This is a genomic window from Devosia ginsengisoli (genome assembly GCF_024707105.1).
GTDB classification, from domain to species: Bacteria; Pseudomonadota; Alphaproteobacteria; order Rhizobiales; family Devosiaceae; genus Devosia; species Devosia ginsengisoli_A.
Genome location: NZ_JANQAJ010000013.1, coordinates 417,407 through 434,274 on the forward strand (window position 1 = coordinate 417,407; position 16,868 = coordinate 434,274).

General features: G+C 62.9%; 22 protein-coding genes. 15 read left to right on the forward strand and 7 right to left on the reverse strand.

Going from position 1 to position 16,868, the window contains the following annotated elements; all coding sequences use genetic code 11:
• Nucleotides 1-153: 153 nt before the first annotated feature.
• The 4 genes from NVV79_RS22140 to NVV79_RS22155 all read left to right on the forward strand — a co-directional run bounded on the left by NVV79_RS22140 (nucleotide 154) and on the right by NVV79_RS22155 (nucleotide 2,700).
• Nucleotides 154-1,227, forward strand: a complete 1,074-nt coding sequence (locus tag NVV79_RS22140) for a 3-deoxy-7-phosphoheptulonate synthase (RefSeq protein WP_303994278.1) — start codon at nucleotides 154-156, stop codon at nucleotides 1,225-1,227.
• 143 nt (nucleotides 1,228-1,370) lie between these two features.
• Complete coding sequence (gene pgsA / locus NVV79_RS22145; protein ID WP_303994281.1) at nucleotides 1,371-2,003, forward strand: CDP-diacylglycerol--glycerol-3-phosphate 3-phosphatidyltransferase; 633 nt, start codon at nucleotides 1,371-1,373, stop codon at nucleotides 2,001-2,003.
• Nucleotides 2,000-2,251, forward strand: coding sequence for a molybdopterin converting factor subunit 1 (gene moaD / locus NVV79_RS22150; protein ID WP_303994284.1), 252 nt, complete (start codon nucleotides 2,000-2,002; stop codon nucleotides 2,249-2,251). Before pgsA ends, moaD begins: the two co-directional genes overlap by 4 nt.
• Before the next feature lie 2 nt (nucleotides 2,252-2,253).
• Nucleotides 2,254-2,700, forward strand: coding sequence for a molybdenum cofactor biosynthesis protein MoaE (locus tag NVV79_RS22155; protein WP_303994286.1), 447 nt, complete (start codon nucleotides 2,254-2,256; stop codon nucleotides 2,698-2,700).
• Nucleotides 2,701-2,937: 237 nt separating this feature from the next.
• On the opposite strand, the gene NVV79_RS22160 is transcribed toward NVV79_RS22155, so the two are convergent.
• Nucleotides 2,938-3,828 (reverse strand): branched-chain amino acid aminotransferase, encoded by an 891-nt coding sequence (locus NVV79_RS22160; RefSeq protein ID WP_303994289.1) that lies wholly within the window; start codon nucleotides 3,826-3,828, stop codon nucleotides 2,938-2,940.
• 137 nt (nucleotides 3,829-3,965) lie between these two features.
• Here NVV79_RS22160 and NVV79_RS22165 point away from each other — a divergent pair, with 137 nt between their 5' ends.
• A complete protein-coding gene (locus NVV79_RS22165; protein WP_303994292.1) occupies nucleotides 3,966-4,484 on the forward strand; it encodes a MarR family winged helix-turn-helix transcriptional regulator in 519 nt (172 codons plus the stop codon).
• 107 nt (nucleotides 4,485-4,591) lie between these two features.
• Nucleotides 4,592-5,323 (forward strand): cyclopropane-fatty-acyl-phospholipid synthase family protein, encoded by a 732-nt coding sequence (locus NVV79_RS22170; RefSeq protein WP_303994295.1) that lies wholly within the window; start codon nucleotides 4,592-4,594, stop codon nucleotides 5,321-5,323.
• Between the two features lie 15 nt (nucleotides 5,324-5,338).
• On the opposite strand, the gene NVV79_RS22175 is transcribed toward NVV79_RS22170, so the two are convergent.
• Nucleotides 5,339-5,803 (reverse strand): Lrp/AsnC family transcriptional regulator, encoded by a 465-nt coding sequence (locus tag NVV79_RS22175; RefSeq protein WP_303994298.1) that lies wholly within the window; start codon nucleotides 5,801-5,803, stop codon nucleotides 5,339-5,341.
• 380 nt (nucleotides 5,804-6,183) lie between these two features.
• Complete coding sequence (locus NVV79_RS22180; protein WP_303994301.1) at nucleotides 6,184-7,314, reverse strand: hypothetical protein; 1,131 nt, start codon at nucleotides 7,312-7,314, stop codon at nucleotides 6,184-6,186.
• Nucleotides 7,315-7,519: 205 nt separating this feature from the next.
• Here NVV79_RS22180 and NVV79_RS22185 point away from each other — a divergent pair, with 205 nt between their 5' ends.
• Nucleotides 7,520-8,173: a DNA-binding transcriptional regulator gene (locus NVV79_RS22185; protein ID WP_303994304.1), complete on the forward strand. Its 654-nt coding sequence runs from the start codon at nucleotides 7,520-7,522 to the stop codon at nucleotides 8,171-8,173.
• Between the two features lie 74 nt (nucleotides 8,174-8,247).
• On the opposite strand, the gene NVV79_RS22190 is transcribed toward NVV79_RS22185, so the two are convergent.
• Nucleotides 8,248-8,574, reverse strand: a complete 327-nt coding sequence (locus NVV79_RS22190; RefSeq protein ID WP_303994307.1) for a hypothetical protein — start codon at nucleotides 8,572-8,574, stop codon at nucleotides 8,248-8,250.
• Nucleotides 8,575-8,764: 190 nt separating this feature from the next.
• Here NVV79_RS22190 and NVV79_RS22195 point away from each other — a divergent pair, with 190 nt between their 5' ends.
• On the forward strand, nucleotides 8,765-9,166 hold the full coding sequence (locus tag NVV79_RS22195) for an META domain-containing protein (protein ID WP_303994310.1): 402 nt from the start codon (nucleotides 8,765-8,767) through the stop codon (nucleotides 9,164-9,166).
• A 54-nt stretch (nucleotides 9,167-9,220) separates the two neighbouring features.
• Here NVV79_RS22195 and NVV79_RS22200 read toward each other — a convergent pair whose 3' ends face one another.
• Complete coding sequence (locus NVV79_RS22200) at nucleotides 9,221-9,547, reverse strand: hypothetical protein (RefSeq protein ID WP_303994313.1); 327 nt, start codon at nucleotides 9,545-9,547, stop codon at nucleotides 9,221-9,223.
• A 202-nt stretch (nucleotides 9,548-9,749) separates the two neighbouring features.
• Between NVV79_RS22200 and NVV79_RS22205 the strand changes: the two genes are divergently transcribed.
• The 7 genes from NVV79_RS22205 (at nucleotide 9,750) to NVV79_RS22235 (ending at nucleotide 13,077) form a co-directional block, all read left to right on the forward strand.
• Entirely contained in the window at nucleotides 9,750-10,145 is a 396-nt protein-coding gene (locus NVV79_RS22205) for a hypothetical protein (RefSeq protein ID WP_303994317.1), read from the forward strand.
• Between the two features lie 92 nt (nucleotides 10,146-10,237).
• Nucleotides 10,238-10,690, forward strand: a complete 453-nt coding sequence (locus NVV79_RS22210) for a DUF4126 family protein (protein ID WP_303994320.1) — start codon at nucleotides 10,238-10,240, stop codon at nucleotides 10,688-10,690.
• An 11-nt stretch (nucleotides 10,691-10,701) separates the two neighbouring features.
• Complete coding sequence (locus tag NVV79_RS22215; RefSeq protein WP_303994323.1) at nucleotides 10,702-11,022, forward strand: putative quinol monooxygenase; 321 nt, start codon at nucleotides 10,702-10,704, stop codon at nucleotides 11,020-11,022.
• A 57-nt stretch (nucleotides 11,023-11,079) separates the two neighbouring features.
• The gene (locus tag NVV79_RS22220) at nucleotides 11,080-11,463 is read left to right on the forward strand and encodes an MliC family protein (protein WP_303994326.1); all 384 of its coding nucleotides are present in this window, start codon (nucleotides 11,080-11,082) and stop codon (nucleotides 11,461-11,463) included.
• A 106-nt stretch (nucleotides 11,464-11,569) separates the two neighbouring features.
• Nucleotides 11,570-12,157 (forward strand): hypothetical protein, encoded by a 588-nt coding sequence (locus NVV79_RS22225; protein WP_303994328.1) that lies wholly within the window; start codon nucleotides 11,570-11,572, stop codon nucleotides 12,155-12,157.
• Nucleotides 12,158-12,193: 36 nt separating this feature from the next.
• Nucleotides 12,194-12,625 carry a DUF3995 domain-containing protein gene (locus tag NVV79_RS22230; RefSeq protein WP_303994331.1) on the forward strand — a complete coding sequence of 144 codons (432 nt, stop codon included), beginning with the start codon at nucleotides 12,194-12,196 and terminating at the stop codon, nucleotides 12,623-12,625.
• A complete protein-coding gene (locus tag NVV79_RS22235) occupies nucleotides 12,622-13,077 on the forward strand; it encodes an N-acetyltransferase (protein ID WP_303994334.1) in 456 nt (151 codons plus the stop codon). The genes NVV79_RS22230 and NVV79_RS22235 overlap by 4 nt, the downstream gene beginning before the upstream one ends.
• Here the strand turns inward: NVV79_RS22235 and glgX are convergent.
• Both glgX and NVV79_RS22245 read right to left on the reverse strand, forming a co-directional pair.
• Complete coding sequence (gene glgX, locus NVV79_RS22240) at nucleotides 13,074-15,077, reverse strand: glycogen debranching protein GlgX (RefSeq protein ID WP_303994336.1); 2,004 nt, start codon at nucleotides 15,075-15,077, stop codon at nucleotides 13,074-13,076. The two genes, NVV79_RS22235 and glgX, sit on opposite strands and share 4 nt — an antisense overlap.
• Before the next feature lie 104 nt (nucleotides 15,078-15,181).
• Nucleotides 15,182-16,816 carry an alpha-D-glucose phosphate-specific phosphoglucomutase gene (locus NVV79_RS22245; RefSeq protein WP_303994338.1) on the reverse strand — a complete coding sequence of 545 codons (1,635 nt, stop codon included), beginning with the start codon at nucleotides 16,814-16,816 and terminating at the stop codon, nucleotides 15,182-15,184.
• Nucleotides 16,817-16,868: the final 52 nt, after the last annotated feature.

The following is a 16,868-nucleotide window of genomic DNA, read 5'->3' on the forward strand; positions in this document are numbered from 1 at the left end:
TCGTTTTGGTTTAGCTATCCGCTCCCGGCGGAGGCTATTGCGCGCTTGATCTGATCTCACAAGATACGACCAAACCCGAAGCCAGCCGCCCCCCAACGAGGCGGCTTTTTTGTTGGCCGCCTCCGAAGTTCAGAACTCCGAGGAGACCATCAAGTGCTCAAATCCACCGACGACCTTCGCATTACCGAAATCAAACCGCTGACCACCCCGATCGAGGTGATGCGCCAGCATCCGCGCACCGACGCCGCCACCCGCACCGTCATCTCGGCCCGCCACGCCTTCCATAATATCCTTGCCGGTACTGACGACCGCCTCGCCGTCGTGGTCGGCCCTTGCTCCATTCACGATCCCGCTGCGGCGCTGGATTACGCCAGGCGCCTCGCCGCCTTGCGCGAATCCCTGGGCGACCGGCTTGAGATCGTCATGCGCGTCTATTTCGAAAAGCCCCGCACCACCGTGGGTTGGAAGGGCCTCATCAACGATCCCAACCTCGATGGCAGCTTCGACATCGACAATGGCCTGCACACCGCCCGGGCCCTGCTGCTCGATATCGCCAATCTCGGCCTCCCCGCTGCCTGCGAATTCCTCGACATGACGACCCCGCAATACATCGCCGACCTGGTGAGCTGGGCCGCCATCGGCGCCCGCACCACCGAAAGCCAGATCCACCGCGAGCTGGCCTCCGGCCTCTCCTGCCCGGTCGGCTTCAAGAATGGCACCGACGGGAACGTCAAGATCGCGCTGGATGCCGTCGCCTCGGCCGGCCAGCCGCATCATTTCCTCGCCGTCACCAAGGATGGCCGCTCGGCCATCGCCGCCACCTCGGGCAACGAAGATTGCCACATCATCCTGCGCGGCGGAAAGACCACCAACTACGATGCAGCCAGCGTCGACGCCGCGGCTGCCGCCGCCGAAAAGGCAGGCCTCGCGCCCACGATCATGATCGACGCCAGCCACGCCAATTCGTCCAAGAACCCGGAAAACCAGCCGCTGGTCCTGTCCGATATCGGCAACCAACTCGCATCGGGCGACCGCCGCATCATCGGCGTGATGGTGGAATCCAACCTCGTCGACGGCCGCCAGGACCTCGTCGAAGGCCGCGAACTGGTCTACGGCCAGTCCATCACCGACGGCTGCATCGACTGGGATACGACGGTTGTTGCGCTGGAGGCATTGGCCGAAGCAGTAACGCAACGCCGGGCGGTGACCAACCAGGCGGTGGCCTAGCACCGAACTTCCGGCACGCACCCTCCCTCCCCCCTTGTGGGGAGGGTGGCCCCGAAGGGGTCGGGTGGGGGCATGGTTCCGCAAATTCAGTGTGCGTGGCTTGCCCCCACCCTCATTGCCTCCCCACAAGGGGGAGGGAGGCGATGAACCGATACTACGGGGCGAACCAATACCTTGACCCCTCACCCCCATTCCTGTTCTGTCCCTCCATGGCCAAGAACCCGCTGCTGCTCGTTCCCAACATCATCACCATCGCCCGCATTCTGGCGATCATCCCCATCGTCTTTCTGGTGATGCAGGGCGACATCGTGCTGCGCCTTGTCGCGCTCATCATCTACGTCGTCGCCGCCGCCAGCGACTGGGTCGATGGCTATCTCGCCCGCGCCTGGAACCAGTATTCCCCCTTCGGCCGCATGCTCGATCCCATTGCCGACAAGCTGCTGGTCGGCATCCTCATCGCTGTCCTGGCCTGGGATGGCAGCTTTTCCGGCTGGGACATGATTGCGGCCTGCGCCATCCTGTTCCGCGAATTCTTCATTCCCGGCCTGCGCGAATTCCTCGGCAATATCAAAGTGGTGCTCCCGGTCAGTTGGCTCGCCAAGTGGAAGACCACCATTCAACTGGTCGCCCTCGCCGTGGTCCTGCTCGAACGCATCGTCCCCGGCCTGGGCCTCGTCAGCGACATCCTGCTCTGGCTCGCCGCCATCCTGACGGTCTGGACCGGCTTCCAGTATCTGCGCGCCAGTTGGCCCCATCTCGTCGAAGAGCCGAAATGAAAATCCTCTATTTCGCCTGGCTGCGCGAACGCCTCAATCGCGGCGAGGAAGAGGTGTCCCCGCCATCAGACGTCGCCACGGTCGCCGACCTTATCGATTGGCTCGCCAGCCGCGACGAAGCCTTCGCCCTCGCCACCCAAAAGCGCAGCCTCATCAAGGCCGCCGTGGATGAGAAACTCGTTGCGCACACTGCCCCTGTTGCCGGCGCCAGGGTCGTCGCCCTGTTTCCTCCGATGACAGGGGGCTGATCATGGTTGTCCGCGTCTCCACCGCCCCGTTCGATCCCGGTGCCGAAACCAACGCCTTCCTCGCCGCCGGCCGGGGCGCCGGCGCCGCCGTTACCTTCACCGGCGTCGTCCGCAGCAGCCCCGACGATCCCATCATCGCCCTGACGCTGGAATGCTATCCCGAACTGGCCATCAACCAGCTCGCATCTAGCATCGACCAGGCCACATCCCGCTTCGGCCTTCTCGCCGCGACCGTCATCCATCGCTATGGCCGGCTGACGCCCGGCGAACCCATCGTCCATGTCATGACCCTCGCCCCCCACCGTGAGGCGGCCTTCAAGGGCGCGGAATTCCTGATGGACTATCTCAAGACCGACGCCCCGTTCTGGAAACAGGAAACGGGACCCGACGGCACACATTGGGTCGAGGCGAAGGCCGAGGACGATGCCGCCAAAGCGCGGTGGGAATAATCATAAGGATTGCGGCGGGCACCACGCCACCCTAACCACGATGTCATCCCGGCGAAGGCCGGGATCCATCCTGAGATCGCGCCGCAGCCGCAAGGTGGATCGGTCCTGCGACGATTGAGTCACCTCGGGATGGACCCCGGCCTTCGCCGGGGTGACACAGTGGGTTTGAATATTTCTGCGGCACAAAACCAAAAAAAGCCAGGCACTTGGCCCGGCTTTTTCACAAATTGATTCCGCTTACTCAGCGGCGGCGCGCTTGGGCTGAACCTCGGCGCTATAGGCGTCGATCAGCGTGCGGCAACCCTCGGCCGGCGTGAACTTGTACTGGCCGATTTCGCTGACGGGCGTAACCTCGGCAGCGGTGCCGGTCAGGAAGCATTCATCGAACCCGGCAAGCTCTTCCGGCATGATGTGACGCTCGGTGACCGTATAGCCATTGCGCTTGGCCAGATCGATCAGCGTCTGCCGCGTGATGCCGTTCAGGAAGCAGTCCGGGGTCGGCGTGGTGATGTCCTTGCCCTTGATGAAGAACACGTTGGCGCCGGTCGCCTCGGCCACATAGCCGCGATAGTCCAGCATCATCGAGTCGGCATAGCCATTGGCCATGGCCGCGTCCTTGCTCAGCGTGCAGATCATGTAGAGGCCGGCGGCCTTGGCCGAGGACGGGATGGTCTCCGGGCTCGGGCGCTTCCACTTGCTCCATTCCAGGCGGATGCCCTTGAGCTTTTCCTCGACCGAGAAATAGCTCGGCCACACCCAGGCGGCGATCGCCAGATGCACCGTATTGTTGCGTGCCGGAACGCTCAATTCCTCCGAACCGCGCCAGGCCACGGGGCGCACATAGGCATCGGTCAGGCCATTCTTTTCGAGAACCGCGCGCTTGGCTTCCTCGATCTGCTCCACCGACCACGGCATGGGCATGTCGAGCGTCTTGGCCGAACGGATCAGCCGCTCGGTATGCTCGCGCGACTTGAAGATTTCGCCGCCATAGGCGCGCTCACCCTCGAACACGGAGCTGGCATAATGCAGCCCATGCGTCAGCACGTGAATCTTTGCGTCTTTCCACGGTTTGAACTCGCCATCAAACCAGATCCAGCCATCCCGCTGGTCCATCGGCACGCCTGCCATGATCGTCTCCCGAATATTCCTGTGGGGGTGCCGCTCTCAGCGGTCGCCCGTTGGCGCCGATCATGCCCCAGGCCCAAGGCCTTGGCAAACCACAAAGGCTGAGGGATAAGACGGAACGGCGTCCTGATGGGAAGACAATGGCAGCGCACCAAAAAAATGTCAACATAGCTGACATAAATTCCGCCCCGCCCGGCGGCGAGGCCCTGCCCCTCGACATCATGGGCCTGTTCTTCTTCGCCTATCGCGATTTCACCGGTGATGCCGACGCCCTGCTCGGCCATCAGGGTTTTGGCCGCGCGCATCACCGGGTGCTCTACTTCGTCAACCTGCGCCCCGGCATGCCGGTTGCCGACCTGCTCGATATCCTCAAGATCACCAAGCAGAGCCTGGCCCGGGTGCTGCGCCAGTTGATCGACAATGGCTATATCGAGCAGAAGACCGGCCATTCCGACCGCCGCCAGCGCCTGCTCCATGCCACCGACAAGGGCCGCCAGTTCTTCGCCACCCTGTCAGCCACCCAAGCCAGCCGCATCACATCAGCCATTTCGGCCCTTCCCCCCGATTCCCGTCGCATCGTGACGCGCTTCCTCGTGGGCATGGTCGATCCCGCGGATCGCACAGTTCTGGATCGTCTCAACCTGACCACCGGGCTCTAGAAGCCACCCGTCGTCAAGCAGACGAATTAACCAGGAAACATCCCACGACTTTCTATTTTCCCCTGCATCCAAATATGTTGGCATGCAGGGAGGAAATATTGTCGAACATGGATACGCGTCAGCAGAAATATGAAGAACTGTTATTCGCCCACCTTGCAGATCGTGAAGCCGGCGAGGTCCGTTTCTTCGTCAACGAGCGCCGGTTCGACATCATGCGGCAGACCTTCGCCGACCAGTTGGTCGGCAAGAGCGTCCTCAATATCGCCAGCGGTCCCTTCGCGATGGAGTTCTATCTCTCGCCGGATTGCGCCCGCATCGACAGCATCGATATCGACGCCTGCCTCGCCCCGCTCCATGCAAGGCTGATCGAGGAAGAGCTCATCGCTCCGTCCAGTTTCGAAGTCTGCGACGTCATGGAATTCGAGCCCGAGCGCCAATATGACGTGATCGTGGTCAACGACATGTTCTACACCAAGCATGTCGATTTCTATGCCGTCATGGAAAAATATGCGCCTTTCCTCAAACCGGGCGGCCAGCTCTATTTCGACATTCTCGACCGGCGCGCCGGCCCCCTGTGGTCGTTCTTCAACAAGGACAGCCGCTATCGCCGCTACGACATGGCCGATGTCCATGCCACGCTGCAGCGGCACGGCTTCGCCGTCGAGGCGAGCCTGCCCTCGCTCGGCATCAAGGGTGGCCTGGATCGGGCGATCCGCGGCTTGCTCTGGCATACGGCAGGCGTTGCCAACAACATCATATTCCTGTGCCGCAAGGGCGGTGCCGCCCTGGCCTTTGCCGGAGCCATGCTGCTGGGCGAACCGCTGCTCCAGACCTACTGATCGCCGCCAGGAATCCTAGATCGGCAGGCCTGTGCGCGCCTTCACCGTGCGGATGCTCATATTGGAATGGATGCGCGCCACCCCCGGCAGCCGCGCACTGAGCCGCCGATGCAGCCGCTCGAAATCCTCGTGGTCCTGGCACACCACGCGCAGGATATAATCCGACTGCCCCGCCATCAGGTGGCATTCGAGCACTTCGGGAATGTCCTGCACCGCCGCCTCGAAAGCCTCGAGCACCGCCTCGCTCTGGCTGGTCAGCCCCACCTCGATGAAGAACTGCATCGAATAGCCCAGCCGCCCGGCATTGAGCACGGCGCGATAGCCCTCGATCAGCCCCTGCTCTTCCAGCGCCTTGAGCCGCCGGTGGCAGGCCGAGGCGGAAAGGCCCACCGCATCCCCCAGCACCTGCACGCTCTTGCGGCTATCCACCTGCAATGCGCGCAACAGTTTGCGGTCCACACTATCGATCTGCAATGCCATCCCGAATTTCTCGCCCTGTCTCGAATGCCATTCGAATTTCAGCGGCAGTAGCATGAAAACACAAGCATCCAGACAAGAAAAAGGGCGCGAAACCGAAGTTCCGCGCCCCCACCGGAGACACCACAAAGGAGCGTCAGCCTCTGCAGCAGTCCACCGATCGCCAGGTGCCCGGGAGGAACAGGCACCAAGGCCGTCCCCGGTTACGTCGGTGGCCGCAGCCGGGTTCAGTCGGATAACGAAGCCGCTCAGCAAGAGTTCCCCATGATTGGCCCTCGCCTGGAGCGTTTCCCACGAAACTGGACACGGTTTTGCGGTTCGGAACCGCGACAAACCAAGGAATAGCGGAGCATTTCAGCGCCTCAACGAAGCGAATGAAATGCTCAGAAATCGCCCCGAAGCGACAGGGCGATACCAGTCTTGTCATAGTGCTCGTCCGGATCGGCATGACGGGACCAGGTCAGCATGGCCTGATAGGTGAAGCGCTCCGATATGGCATAGCTCGCCCCCAGCGCCGCCATCCGCACCGACCGTACCAGGCTCGTATCGAACAGGCCCCATTCCTGCTGTCCAGCCAGGCTCGCCGATAGTGTGACTTCAGGCGTCAGCATCCAGGTCGCCCCAAGATCGATGGCAGCCGTTCGCCCCGCCACGCCATCGACCGGATCGGCCAGTTCGACCCCGGTTTCCCCGCTCAGCGCCAGCGTCACCCCGGCCATGGGCACCGCGCTCGCCGCAACCGCGACATAGGGCATGGTCCGCATCATCGCACTGAGATCCCTGGGCCAGACCAGGTCGACGCCACCCTTCGCCTCGGCCGTCCATGCCCCATCCGCCAGCCGCAGCCCCGCACTGACCCGACCACCATCGGCCGGCGCGCGCACATAGGTCAGTTGGTCAGCCTGCGGAATCAGCGTGAACCACGCTTCCATCCCCGCGAGCACCGCCAGGCCGGGCATGAGCGCCCGCTCCCAGTTCACCTTTCCTGCGACCGAACCCACAATGGGCGACAGCCGCAGCGGCGGCAATCCGAGCCCGTCGAGCATGCTCTCGCCGGGCAGCGTCCAGTCTCCCGTCACCGCCACGATCACCTGCTGGTCGGTCCCCCGCAGGGTGAACTCGGCCAGGTATTCGTGCTGCGTTTCGCTGCTGCGCACCGGCACGACCAGCGCCCCGATAGCCAGGTCATCCCCGGTCCAGTTCTCTGTCACCGCATAACCCAGCCGCAGCACCGCATCGCCGCCCAGCGCCCATTGCGCCTCCACCGCGCCGGTCACCGCGGCATCGTCCTCGAATTGGATGGTCGCAAACCGGGTTTGGCTGACGGAGAGGCTTCCGCGCAGCAGCAGCTTGTCAGTCCGGCCGGTCAGCGACAGATCATGGCTGTGGGTGACATAGAAATCCTCCCCGCCTGCCGCACTGTCTGTGGCATTGGAGGTCCAGCCGGTCTCGACCTGGCTCGAAATGGCAATCGGCGACTGCGCCAGTGCCGGCACCATGCCCATCATCGCCATCAAAATCAGAGCAATCCTACCCCTGCCCATCCTCGCCTCCCGCTATCGGGGCAGGATCGACGGTTCCGGTAACCAATATTTCACGTAGGGGCTAAGTCATTCCCCGTATCTCTGCTGGTTGAAATTGACCATTAACGCGCGAGAAGCTGCCCGTAAGTATTTGATTAACTATATTCTTCTTCGCTCAACCCGGATTCTGCCGGCCATGATGCTCAAGCACGATCATGACAGGACCGGGGAAATCTGCGGCGAGTTGCGCGCCTGGCGCATCCGGTCGCGCCTGCGCCAGGATGCCATCGCCAAATGCCTCGGCGTGGCCCAGAGCCAGATCAGCCGCTGGGAAAGCGGGCGGGAATTGCCGCGCCCGCATAATGTCGAAGCCATCCGCCGGCTCATCCGCGGTCCGGAAGTCGATCCGCTGCTGGCGCTCAGGCATTTCGTGCTCCATTCCAGCCAGCACCTGCTGCTGTTCGACGATCAGCTCGAAATCCTCGCACGCAGCCTGCCCTTCCAGGCTTCGCCCAATCCGCTCGACCGCTTCGGCTGGGTCCTCGACCCCGAGCGCAATCCACCCTTCGCGCCCGTCGAGCGGCGTTATCGCGAACTGTTGAGCGATCCGGCCGGGGTGGTCGGCCTCGCCATCACCCTGCCCTTCCAGCACGAAGGCGCGCGTTGGGTCGCCAGCATCGGCAAGACCATCCACTCCATTGCCGGCATAAGGGTCTGTCTCTGCGAATTGAGTTTTGCCCGGGCCGGCCCCGATGACGCCGATATCCGCATCGAAGAAGTCCGGCTCGATCCGACCGGCGAAACCCGCCATTCCACTACCCTGTGGCGTCAACCGCCTGCCAATGCATAAAAGACCCGCGCCGGGGCAACAGCGCGGGTCTTCCGTGGGGGGCCCTGGAGGTCTGGCCCCAGGGGCAGCGTGACCTACCAGCCCTTGCGGTTTTGGCCACCCAGCCCGAGAATGCCATTGCCGCTCAGCACGCCATTCAGCACACCATTGCCGTTGAGCACGCCGCTCAGCACGCCATTGGCATTGTTGTTGCCGATACCCGACAGGATGGCGCTGTTATTGCCCACCGCGATGGTGGTGCCGTTGAGCACATTGATGTCCCGCGTGGTCAGGCCCACGGCGATGCCGGTAATGTTGGACAGCAGGTTGTTGCTGACCTTCTTGTGAAAGAAGCCACCGGCCTGAGCCCCCGACGTCATCGCCATGACGGCAACAACCGATACCGCGATCAAGGTCTTCATCTTACGCATACTCCCGATTTGCTGTGTCGTGTGTTCGACACACCAACGGAACCATCGGGGAACCATGCCGGGCAATCTTTCGCGGCCATTTTATGCGTTCCATGCGAACTATGCGCAAATCAGGCGCCCAAACGGTCGAAAACCGCCACATTCGCCGGCCAGCGTGCCGGCAAATCAGGAGATGCGAACCATGTTGACCCGGACCTTGCTGAGCCTCGCCACACTGGCCCTGCTATCGATCCCCGCCACGGCCGATGGCGATCCACTGGCCGATCTCATTGGCACCAGTTGGCAATTGACCACGCTCGATGGCGCGCCCGTCGACGCCAAGGTCAAATCCACCCTCGTCATCTCGGCCGACAGCATCGGCGGCAATGGCGGCTGCAACACCTATGGTGGCAACCTGGCCACCACTCCTGATGGCATCGACATCAGCCAGGTCTTCTCCACCATGATGGCCTGCGACGGCCTGCAGCAGGAACAGGCCTTCTTCGCCGCCCTCGAAGCCGCCGACAATTTCGCTATCGTCGGCGACAATCTGCACCTGCTGGAAGGCGACACCGTCCTCGCCGAGCTGGCGCCGGCCAGCTAGGCAAGCAAAATGCCCGGCCATGAGGCCGGGCATTTCCAAAAGCATAAAGGCGTTTTAGTTGGCGGTTTCGGCAATCAGGCCGGCCTCGATACAACCTTCCAGCGTAACCTGGCCCAGATCGATCGTGGGCTCGCTGGCATCGCTCTCGACGGCTTCCTCATCGCCGTCGGCCATGTCGTCAGCCGCAGCGGCAGAGGCGTCGTCCACCGAATCGGGAGTCATGCCGGATTGAAGCTGCTCGCAATAGGCCTGCACGAGAGGCAGATCCACCTCGGTAACGGTCAGCCCATTAACGGTGACCGGTGTTTGCGCATAGACTGCGCCGGCAAGGCCGAGGGACGTAGCGAGGGCAATAGCGGAAGCAATAGCTTTGATGTGCATTTTAATAGCCTTCTCTAATGTCTCAATGAATGAGCATCTGCTCGCTTGGAAAACGCCTTTCTCTGATAATCGTTGCTGAAAAACGGGTTGCATCAACAAGTCGTGCGCCCGCGCAGCGCCGTTACATTTGTTTGAGGGCACCATGGCGTTGCGGCTGCACAAATGCTTTAAGGCCGCCAATCGCACTAACGGGACCTGGCCAATGACCAAGGAACAAGATTTCAAGAACCGCTTCTTTGCCGTCCTCAAGGACCTGCAGGAAGACGGCGTCGATGACGGTGAAGCCATGTGGCTGCTGGGCCGTCTCGCCGCCGGCCTGGTCGATGATCTCAAAGCTCCGGACTGGTCGGCCGCAAAGCGCGACATGGACCGCGAAACCTACGATACGCTGCTGCGCACCTTCGAAACCCACGGCAATGCGCATCACCAGGCCGGGCGGACCAAGCAGGCCTATGTCATCCAGGCCATGGTCGTCTCGCTGATCGCCCGCGCCCAGAATGCCGATCCGCAGATCGCCGCCGGCGAGCCCCTGCTCGATCAGGTCATCAATGCCAGCGTCGTCAACTATCGCCGCCAGCAGGAAGCCGCAACCAACTAAGTCCCCGCCGCCGGGCGCCTCTCCCTTCAGACCTCTGGACAGCCGCTCACGGCAGGCGCAGGCTGCCACCATAGCGTCAACAGGGGTCAATCATGATCTACCTTCTTGCCATCCTTATCGGCGTCGCCGCCGGTCTGCGTGCCGTTACACCGATCGCCGCTATTTCCTGGGGAGCCTGGCTCGGCTGGATCGACCTCAGCGCCACCCCGCTCGCCTTTCTCGGCAACATCATCGCCGTCGTCATCATCACGCTGCTGGCCATTGCCGAACTGGTCAGCGACCAGTTGCCCAATACGCCCAGCCGCAAGGTGCCCGTGCAGTTCGGCACCCGCATCGTGCTGGGCGCCCTGGCCGGCGCCCTGCTGATGGTTGACAACTGGATCGTCGGAGCCGTTCTCGGCGCCATCGGTGCGGTCATCGGCACCTATGGCGGCGCCGATGTCCGCGCCCGCCTCGCCAGGGCCTTTGGTCGCGACCTGCCGGCCGCGCTGACCGAGGATGTCGTGGCGGTCGTCCTGGCCTTCCTCGTCGTCTATCTCGCGTGAGCAGTGGTGGCGTGGCAGAGTTCAGGGGATCGCTCGTGATCTATGTCATCGCCACCTTCCGCCTCCGTCCGGGGGCGCTCGAGCCCTTCGTGGAGGCGGCCTATGCGCTGATCGATGTGGCCCGCCGCGACCCCGGCTGCATCTATTACGACCTCCATGCCAGCGTCACCGATCCCGATCGGGTGATGTGCTTCGAGCAATGGCAGGATCGTCCGGCCTTCGACCACCATCTCGCCACGCCGGCCGTAACGGCCTTCAACACCGCCATCGAGGGCCTTGTCCTGTCCTCGAAGGTCGAGATCATCCATCCCGATCGCATCGAAACGCCTTGACCCCAATTCTGCCGTGCATCGGCAACACCATGGCGCAACCCCAGCACGGAGCTCCCCATGACCAGGTCCATCCCCGCCGCCCTCCTCGCCACCGCTCTCTTTGCGCCCGTCACGGCCCAGGCCGCCGAAGCCACACTCCAGATCGAGTTGGGCACCAAAGGTGATTTCGAACGCCGCGTCATGACCTATGACTGCAATGACGGCAGCTCCCTCCCCGTTACCTACATCAATGCCGCGCCAAACTTCCTCGCTTTGCTGTCGGTCACTGACGAGCCGGAGCCTCTGGTCTTCTCCTCGGTCGTGGCCGCCTCGGGCGTACGCTATGTCTCGGGCATCTGGGTGTGGTGGACCAAGGGCGTCGATGCCAGCCTCTACGACGCCACTCTTGGCGAAGATGCCGAAGCCGTGCTTACCTGCAGCGAGTTGAACAACACGCCATAGAGCGTTTCCAGCAAAAGTGACGACGGTTTTGTGGTTCGGAAACGCGACAAACAAGGAGCTAGGGCGGTCCAGCGTTCCACTTGAACGATGAGCCGCCCGTATATTCATGGACCAGATGTCCCCGGCCGAACTCTTTCCCCATGTCCGCATCGTCATGGGCATGATTGTCGGCCTGGGCATCACCAGGCTGCTGATGACCGTGGCCGGCCTGATCCAGCATCCACATCGTTCGCGCATCTCGGCCATTCACCTGCTCTGGATCGTCTCGATCCTGGTGGAACTGGTGCTGTTCTGGTGGTGGGAATTCGCCCTGTTCCGCCTAGAACACTGGACCTTCGCCATCACGCTGTTCCTCATTCTCTATGCGGTGACCCTGTTCCTGCTCGCCGCGCTGCTCTCGCCCGACAACATCGCCGAATATGACGGCTACGAGGATTTCTTCCTCAAGCGCCGCATCTGGTTCTTCGGCCTGTTCGCCGCCACCTTCGCGCTCGACACTGTCGATTCGCTGATCAAGGGCGTGGCCTATTGGGACCGTTTCGGCGCCGATTATTACATCCAGGTGCCGCTCGGCCTCATCCTCTGCGCCGTCGCCATCCGCTCCGCCGATCGCCGCGTCCATCTCGTCGCAGTGCTGCTGCATCTGGCCTATCAGGCCTATTGGATCGGCCGGTTTTTCTATACGGTGAACTGACCGACCCGAAACTTGCCGTACGAGAATCTTCTTCCCATGAGCATGCTCATCGCCGCCCTCATGTTCATCGCCCTGCTGGCCGTCTCGACAGCCCATTTCCTCTGGTCCATCGGCCGCACCTGGCCAATCCGCGATGAAAGATTGCTGGCCCAGACCGTCGTCGGCTTCGAGGGCATCGAACGCATGCCGCCGCGCCTGGCCTCATTTGCCGTCGCCGTGGCCACCCTGGCCGCCGGTATCATCGCCCTGGCACTGGCCGATCACGATAGCGGCGGTCTACCCCTGAGCCTGCTCGGCCTGCCATTCGCGGCCGTGTTCCTCGCCCGCGGCGTGCTCGGCTATACCGCCTGGTGGGCCGAAAAGACTCCCGAGCCCAATTTCCGGCTCAATGACATCAGGGTCTATTCGCCGCTCTGCCTGTTCCTGGGCCTGGGCTTTGTCGCACTGGTCGTTTTGCGGCTGCTGTGACCGAGACCTATCTCCGGCTGCGCAAAAAACTTGATGGTCCGCTGCCCGCCCCGGTCTGGCCGGAGGGCATCCGACCGGTCGCCTTCGACGCTGTCGACCCGCGCCTCCTGCATGCCTTGCTGGATGAAGCCTTTCCCGGCGGGCTGATAGCCCCGTTCGAGCGCTGGTACGGCAATCTGACGACCGATACGGAATTCGACGCGGCGCTCTGTGTTCCGGCACTGACCGCGGATGGCCAAGTCGCCGGCTTCGTGCAGTGCTGGACCTCCGGCTTCGTCAAGGACCTCGCGGTATCCCCCAGCTATCGCGGTCGGGGACTTGGCGCCGCCCTGATGCTGCACGCCTTCGCCCTCTTTGCGGCCCGCGACGCGCCGCATGTGGACCTCAAGGTCCAGTTGGCGGAAGCCCCGGCCCGCCGGCTCTATGCCCGTCTCGGCATGGTCGAGGCCTAGTCGGCGCTCCGCACCAGCGCCACTACAGAGCGTGGCGTCAACGTCGCCGTCCCCTCGGAAAGCACCACACTGGCGGTGTTGTCCGACAGGATTCCCACCTCCCAGCCGCCTTCGGGCAGGCGCGCCACCGCCGGCTCGCTGCGCCGGTTGAACCAGACCAGTACCTCGTCATCCTTGTGCCTGAGGTGCATGCCGAGCACCGAAGCGCTGGATTGCCCCCAGTCACCCTCGTTCATCTCGCGCCCATCCGGATGCAGCCACACCACGTCGCGTAGGCCGCCCTTGTCCTGCCCGGTGAGGAAATGGTCGTGCGTCAGCGTGGCATGAGCCTTGCGGAACGTATGGATCGCCGCGACGAAATCCACCAGTTCGCCATCGGCGCTTTCCCAGTCCAGCCAGGTGATTTCGTTGTCCTGCGCATAGGCATTGTTATTGCCCTGCTGGGTGCGGAACATCTCGTCGCCCTGCTGCAGCAGCGGCACCCCACGCGACAGGAACAGTGTCGCCAGCAGCGCCCGCACATCGCGCTTGCGTGCGGCGTTGATACCAGGATCGTCCGTTTCCCCCTCGACGCCGCAATTCCACGAGGCATTGTGATTGTGCCCGTCGCGATTGCCCTCGCCATTCGCCTCGTTATGCTTGTCGTGATAGCTGACCAGATCCCGCAGCGTGAAACCGTCATGCACCGCCAGCATGTTCACCCCGGCACTGGGCTTGCGCCCGGCATGATCGAATATCTCCGCCGAGCCGGCCACCTTGCCGGCCAGTGCACCGATCTTGCCGTCCTCGCCGCGCCAGAATTCGCGCACTTCGTCGCGATAGGTGTCGTTGTGCTCCTTGAATTCCTTGCCGAACTGCCCCAGCGCATAGCCGCCCGGACCCGGATCCCACGGCTCGGCCACCAGGATCGCCTTGCTCAGCACCGGATCGGCCTTGATCTTTTCCAGCATGACCGCGTTGGGATTGAATCCCGGATCGCGCCCCAGCACCGTGGCCAGGTCGAAACGGAAGCCCGAGACGCCCATCTCCTCGACCCAGTAGCGCAGTGAATCGATCACCAGCCTCTGCACCGCCGGATGGTCGCAGCGCAGCGTATTGCCGGTGCCGGTATCGTTGACCAGGTGCTGCTTTCCATCGACTTCCACGAAGCGGTAATAGGTCCGCGCGTCGAGCCCCATCAGGCTCAGCAGCGGTCCATTGGCGTCACTCTCGCCGGTATGGTTGTAGACCACGTCGAGGATCACCGAGATACCGTTCTTGCGATAGAGATCGGTCATGTTCCGCAATTCCTGCGGCCCGCGCGGCGCCAGCCGCGGGTCGATGGCCGAATAGACCACTGGATTGTAGCCCCAGGCATTGGTCAGCCCCAGCACCGGCAGGTGGCCCTCGTCGATCCAGGCTGCCGTCGGCATCAATTGCAGCGTATCGACCCCGATATATTTGAGATGGTCGATCACCCTTTGCGTCGTCAGCCCGGCAATCGTGCCACGCAACGGCCCCTGCACGCTGGGATGGCGCATCGTATAGCCGCGCACATTCATCTCGTAGAACAGCCCCGGCGCCTTCTTGCGCGGCAGGGTGTTCTCATTGCCCATGTCCCCGACAATGGCCTTGGGGATCAACGGCGCCGTGTCCACCGCCTCGGCGCGGTCCAGCCGCAGCCGCGGCGAGCGCACGAAGGCCCGGTCGAGCCGTTTGGCATAGGGATCGACCAGCAGCTTCATCGGATCGAAGAAATAGCCCTGGTCCGGGTCATAGGGTCCATCGGCGCGCAGTCCGTAGCGCGTACCCGCGCCCAGCCCGGCAATCAGCCCGGCACGAATATGGTCCCGATGCACATCCAGTTCGAACCGGTCCGTTTCCTGGTCCTGCTCATCGTAGATCGACACCCAGATATGGGTGGCGCTTTCCGAATAGACGGCAAAATTGATGCCCGCCTCGGTCACCGTGGCACCAAGATGGGCAATACTGCCCCCGTTGGGGATCAGCATGGGTTTCATGGGTATTCCGATTCTAGTGCGTTGGACCGGAAAGTGACGCCACTTTCCGGCCGAATCCGACGCGACGACAAAGATACAAAACGGCGTTCCATCGGAACGTCGCTCTAGGTGATGACGCTGGGTTCTTGGCGCCCGGTGCGCTGCCTGACCCCGGCAAGTTGGTCTGCCAGTGTTATGAGGGATGCAAGGGCCGACTGGGTTTCAAGGTCATGTCGCCCACCTGCTGCCTCATAGCGCTCCAGATAGAGACGCAACGTGGCGCCGACCGTACCGGTTCCGCTCAGCCGCAGTACGATGCGTGAGCCGTCGGTAAAGCCGATCCTGATCCCCTGCCTGGCGCTGGTCGAACCATCCACCGGGTCGTGATAGGTGAAGTCGTCGGCATAGGCCACCTGCAGGTCGTCATCGAAGACTTTCCCCGGCAAGCCGGGCAATTGCGCCCGCAAATCGTCCACCAGCGTGTTGGCGATACCGGCATCGACCTCCTCATAATCGTGCCGCGTATAATAGTTGCGCCCATAGGTCGCCCAGTGCTCGCGCACGATCTCGTCCACGCTCTGCTTGCGCACCGCGATGATGTTAAGCCACAGCAGCACGGCCCACAGCCCATCCTTTTCGCGCACATGGTTGGAGCCCGTGCCGGCGCTCTCCTCGCCGCATATCGTCACCCGCCCCGCGTCGAGCAGATTGCCGAAGAACTTCCACCCCGTCGGCGTCTCGTGCATCTCGATGCCGAGCTTTTCCGCCACCCGGTCGGCCGCCGCGCTGGTTGGCATCGACCGCGCAATGCCCGCAATGCCGTTCCTGTAGCCCGGCGCCAGATGCGCATTGGCCGCCAGCAGCGCCAGCGAATCCGACGGCGTCACGAACCGGTTCTTGCCGATGATCAGGTTGCGGTCGCCATCGCCATCCGACGCCGCCCCGAAATCGGGGCCCTCAGGCGTCATCAGCAGGTCGAACATATCCTTGCAATAGACCAGGTTCGGATCGGGATGCCCGTTGTTGAACGAGGGTGACGGCGTGCCATTGACCACCGTCCCCTTGGGCGCGCCGAGAATGCCTTCAAGGATGGCATGGGCATAGGGCCCGGTCACTGCCGACATGGCGTCGAAGGTCATGCGGAAGCCCGAGGCGAACAACCCCCTGATGGCGTCGAAGTCGAACAGCGTCTCCATCAGCCTGGCATAGTCGGCCACCGGGTCGATCACCTCGACCACCATGTCGCCCACCTTCTGCGTGCCGATCTGCCCCAGCGCCACGTCCGGCGCGTCCACCATTCTGTAGCTGTCGATCTGCCTTGAGCGCGCATAGACGGCTTCGGTGATCTTCTCCGGCGCGGGCCCGCCATTGCCGATATTATACTTGATGCCGAAATCGCCCTCCGGCCCGCCCGGATTGTGGCTGGCCGACAGCACCAGCCCGCCGAACGCCTTGTAATGCCGGATGATATTGCTCGCGGCCGGCGTCGACAGAATGCCGTTTTGCCCCACCAGCACCTTGCCGAAACCATTGGCCGCGGCGATGCGGATCGCCTTCTGGATGGCCACGTCGTTGTAGAACCGCCCATCCCCGCCGATGACCAGCACCTTGCCGGCAAAATCCTCCAGGCTGTCGAAAATCGACTGCACGAAGTTCTCGACATAATGGGGTTGCGAGAACACCGTCACCCGCTTGCGCAGGCCCGATGTACCCGGTTTCTGGTCGTCATAGGGCGTGGTCTTAATGGTCTGGATCGTCATTGGTCATCAGCCCGGTAATGGTGGCATAGAGCTCGGCATAGCGGGCGGCGCT